2 protein-coding genes and 2 pseudogenes are annotated in these 4,497 nt (G+C 72.1%); all 4 read left to right on the plus strand.

Translation table 11 applies throughout. The annotated features are described in order from the left end of the window. Nucleotides 1–63 precede the first annotated feature (63 nt). A pseudogene (locus Y694_RS19900) lies at nt 64–1,106 on the plus strand (LacI family DNA-binding transcriptional regulator). Nucleotides 1,107–1,216: 110 nt separating this feature from the next. Further along, nucleotides 1,217–2,185 carry a tripartite tricarboxylate transporter substrate binding protein gene (locus tag Y694_RS19905; RefSeq protein WP_036235744.1) on the plus strand — a complete coding sequence of 323 codons (969 nt, stop codon included), beginning with the start codon at nt 1,217–1,219 and terminating at the stop codon, nt 2,183–2,185. A 679-nt stretch (nt 2,186–2,864) separates the two neighbouring features. Next, nucleotides 2,865–3,655 (plus strand): annotated as a pseudogene (locus Y694_RS27300) (enolase C-terminal domain-like protein). A 119-nt stretch (nt 3,656–3,774) separates the two neighbouring features. Beyond that, on the plus strand, nt 3,775–4,497 hold a 723-nt coding region (locus Y694_RS19915), incomplete at its 3' end, for a FadR/GntR family transcriptional regulator (RefSeq protein WP_036235742.1).

Raw genomic sequence — 4,497 nt, forward strand, 5'->3', positions numbered from 1 at the left:
GGCGCGTTCGCCCCGGGGCGACGGCACCGATGGTAGCGGTGTCATCTCCACTACACTCGCGAGATGACAGCGCCCGACGCCACCGCGCCCCGCCGCTCGCGCCGCGGCGGCGGCATCACGCTCGGTGACGTGGCGCGCCTCGCCGGGGTCTCGCCGATCACGGCCTCGCGCGCGCTGAACACTCCGGACCAGGTGGCGCCCGACAAGCTGGCGCGCGTGCGCGAAGCGTGGCGCGCACCGGCTACGTGCCGAACCGACTCGCCGGCGGTTTGGCCTCGGCACGCAGCCGGCTCGTCGCGGCCGTCGTGCCGACGATCGCCGGGCCGGTGTTCATGGAGATGGTGCAGTCGCTGACCAGCGCGCTCGCTGACGCCGGCTACCAGCTGATGCTGGGGCAGAGCGGCTACACCGAGTCGCGCGAGGACGCGCTGCTCGAGGCCATCATCGGCCGCCGTCCCGACGGCATCGTGCTGACCGGCATCCTGCATTCGCCGGAGGGCCGGCGCCGCCTGCTGGCGAGCGGCATCCCGGTGGTCGAGACCTGGGACCTCACGCCGACGCCGATCGACATGCTGGTCGGTTTCTCCCATGCGGAAGCGGCCGCCGCCGTGGCTCGCCACCTGCACGCCAAGGGCCGGCGCCACCCGGCACTGCTGAGCGCCGACGACGAGCGCGCACTGCGTCGCAACCGCGGCTTCGTCGACGAGGCATTGCGCCTGGGCCTGGTGCGCGACGCGGCCGAGATCCCGGTGCTGCGCGTGCCGGCGCCCACCACGCTGGGCAGCGGCCGCAGCGGCCTGGCACGTCTGCTGGCCGAGCGGCCCGAGGTCGATGCGGTGTTCTGCAGCTCCGACATGCTGGCGCTGGGCGTGCTGATCGAGGCCGCGGCGCGCGGCATCGCGGTGCCGCGGCAGCTGGCGGTGGTCGGCTTCGGCGACCTGGGCTTCGCCGCCGATACCCAGCCGGCGCTGAGCACCGTGCGCATCGACGGCACCGGCATCGGCCAGCGCGCGGCGCGCTTCATCGTCGACCGCGCCGACGGCCGCGCGGTGGGCGAGAAGATCGTCGACGTGGGCTTCCGCGTCATCGAGCGCGGCAGCAGCTGATCAGGGTTTTCACCCATCTGCGGTGGCTTGCAATCGCGAACGGTAGCGCTACCATTTGCAAACGATAGCGCTACCAAATGGCGACCTCGCCGCACCAGGAGACTGACCCGATGAACAAGCTGCTGACCTCGCTGTGCCTCGCGCTCGCCGCGCTGGGCCCGCTTTCCACGCAGGCCGCGGCCTGGCCCGACAAGCCGGTGACGATCGTCGTGCCCTTCCCGCCGGGCGGCTCCACCGACACGCTGGCGCGCGCCATCGCGCCCAAGCTGCAGGAGCAGTTGGGCCAGACCTTCATCGTCGACAACAAGGCCGGCGCCACCGGCACCATCGGTGCCGGCCAGGTCAAGCGCGCGGCGCCGGACGGCTACACGCTGCTGCTGTCCTCCCTGGGGCCTTTCGTGATCGCGCCGCACCTGATCAAGGGCATGCCGTATGACGCGCTGAAGGACTTCGACCTGCTGACCGTCGCGGTGCAGGCGCCCAACGTGCTGGTGGTGCCGGCCGCTTCGCCGCTGAAGACGGTGGCCGAGGTGATCGCCGCGGCGAAGAAGGAGCCGGGCAAGATGACGCTCGCGTCCTCGGGCAACGGCTCGTCGGACCACCTGACCGCCGAGCTGTTCTGGCTGCAGACCGGCACCAGCGGCACGCACGTCCCGTACAAGGGCGGCGCGCCGGCGATCCAGGACCTGCTGGGTGGGCAGGTCGACGCGTCGTTCCAGAACGTCAACGCCGTGCTGCAGCACATCAACGCGGGCAAGCTGCGCGCCATCGCGGTCACCGGCGACAAGCGTTCGGCGGTGCTGCCGAACGTGCCGACGCTGGTCGAGAGCGGCGTGAAGGGCGTCGACGTCTACTCGTGGCAGGCGGTCGCCGCGCCCAAGGGACTGCCGGCCGACGTGAAAGGCAAGCTGCACGCCGCGCTGGTGGGGGCGCTGAACGATGCGCAGGTGAAGCACAAGCTGGCCGAGATCGGCATCGAGGTGGTGGCCAACACGCCCGAGCAGTTCGCCGCCTTCCAGCAGGCCGAGTACGCGCGCTGGAAGAACGTGATCGAGACGCGGAAGATCACCGCAGATTGATGACGACCACCCCCGTTGCGGCTGCGCCGCTCCCCCTCGAGGGGCGACGCTGGCGGGCCGGCGGAGCCGGACCCGCGGCGTCTGCTGGATGCCCCTCCTTTGACCTCGCAGGACCACGATGCCTAACGCCACCTTGTCTTCGACGCCGCGTGTCACCGCGATGCGCGTCATCCCGGTCGCGGGGCGCGACTCGATGCTGATGAACCTGAGCGGCGCGCACGGGCCGTTCTTCACCCGCAACCTCGTGATCCTGAGCGACAACGCCGGGCGCAGCGGCGTCGGCGAGGTGCCGGGCGGCGAGAAGATCCGCCAGACGCTGGAGGACGCGCGAGAGTGGGTCGTCGGCCAGCCGGCGGGCGACGTGCAGCGCGTGCTGCGCACGGTGCGCGAGCGCTTCGCCGACCGCGACGCCGGCGGGCGCGGGCTGCAGACCTTCGACCTGCGCACCACCATCCACGTCGTGACGGCCGTCGAGTCGGCGCTGCTCGACCTGCTGGGCCAGCACCTCGAGTTGCCGGTCGCGGCGCTGCTCGGCGAGGGCCAGCAGCGCGAGTCGGTCGAGATGCTGGGCTACCTGTTCTTCGTCGGCGACCGCCGCAAGACCGATCTGGCCTATGCGAGCCCGGCCGACGAGGCGGCCGACGCCGACGACTGGCAGCGCCTGCGCCACGAGGCGGCGATGACGCCCGAGGCGGTGGTGAGGCTGGCCGAGGCGGCGCGTGCGCGCTACGGCTTCAACGACTTCAAGCTCAAGGGCGGCGTACTGGCCGGCGACGCCGAGGTCGACGCGGTCACCGCGATCCACGAGCGCTTCCCCGACGCCCGCGTGACGCTCGACCCCAACGGCGGCTGGCTGCTGAAGGACGCGATCCGCCTCGGCCAGCGCATGCGCGGCGTGGTGGCCTACGCCGAGGACCCCTGCGGTGCGGAAGAGGGCTACTCCGGCCGCGAGGTGATGGCCGAGTTCCGCCGCGCCACCGGCCTGCCGACCGCGACCAACATGGTTGCCACCGACTGGCGCCAGCTCACGCACGCGCTGTCGCTGCAGTCGGTCGACATCCCGCTGGCCGATCCGCATTTCTGGACGATGGCCGGCTCGGTGCGCGTGGCGCAGACCTGCCGCGACTGGGGCCTGACCTGGGGCTCGCACTCGAACAACCACTTCGACGTCTCGCTGGCCATGTTCACCCACGTGGCGCCGCGGCGCCGGGCCGCGTGACCGCGATCGACACGCACTGGATCTGGCAGGACGGACAACGCCTGACGCAGGAGCCGCTGCAGATCGTCGGCGGCCACGTGCAGGTGCCGAAGAAGCCGGGTCTGGGCGTGACGCTCGACATGGTCGAGGTCGAGAAGGCGCACCGGCTCTACCTGCAGCACGGCCTGGGCGCGCGCGACGACGCGGTGGCGATGCAGCACCTGATCTCGAACTGGCGCTTCGATCCCAAACGGCCCTGCATGCTGCGCTGAACCGGTGGCCGTCTCGGCGATGATGTCGGCCCGATCGCTTGCTTTTACGTGACGGTTGTCATACAACTACTGCCCATCCACCCCGGCCTCCGAGGCCGCCGTCACCGGGTCCTCCCGACATGGACATGCCTTTCGCGCCTCGCCGCCGCCCCCGCACGCTCGCGCTCGAGCTGGTCGACGCGCTGGGGGACCGCATCCGCGACGGCCGCCTGGCCCCCGGCGACAAGCTGCCCACCGAGGCGGCGATCATGGCGGAGTTCGGCGTCAGCCGCACCGTGGTGCGCGAGGCGATCTCCAAGCTCCAGGCCGGCGGGCTGGTGGCCACCCGGCACGGCGTCGGCACCTTCGTGGTCGGGTTCGGCGATGCGGCGCCGTTCCGCATCGCGCCGGAGCAGTTCGCGACGCTGCGCGACGTGATCGCGGTGCTGGAACTGCGCATCGGCGTCGAGACCGAGGCGGCCGGCCTCGCCGCGCTGCGCCGCAGCGCCGACAACCTGACCACCCTGCGCGGCGCGCTGGACGCCTTCGCCGCGGCGGTGGAGGCGGGCCGTGACGCGGTCGGCGCCGACTTCCAGTTCCACCTGGAGGTGGCGCGCGCCACCCAGAACCACCATTTCGCCGAGCTGATGGGCACGCTGGGCGCGATGATCATCCCGCGCGCTCGCCTCGACGAGCCGCAAGCGCAGAGCGCCGAGCGCCGCGACTACCTGCGCCGCGTGAACGGCGAGCACGAGAGCATCTACGACGCCATTGCCAGCCAGGACGCCGAGGCGGCGCGCGCCGCGATGCGCACCCACCTGGCCAACAGCCGCGAGCGCCGCCGCCGCGCCGGCGCGGCGGCG

This window comes from Methylibium sp. T29-B (genome assembly GCF_000576225.1).
Lineage (GTDB): Bacteria > Pseudomonadota > Gammaproteobacteria > Burkholderiales > Burkholderiaceae_C > Methylibium > Methylibium petroleiphilum.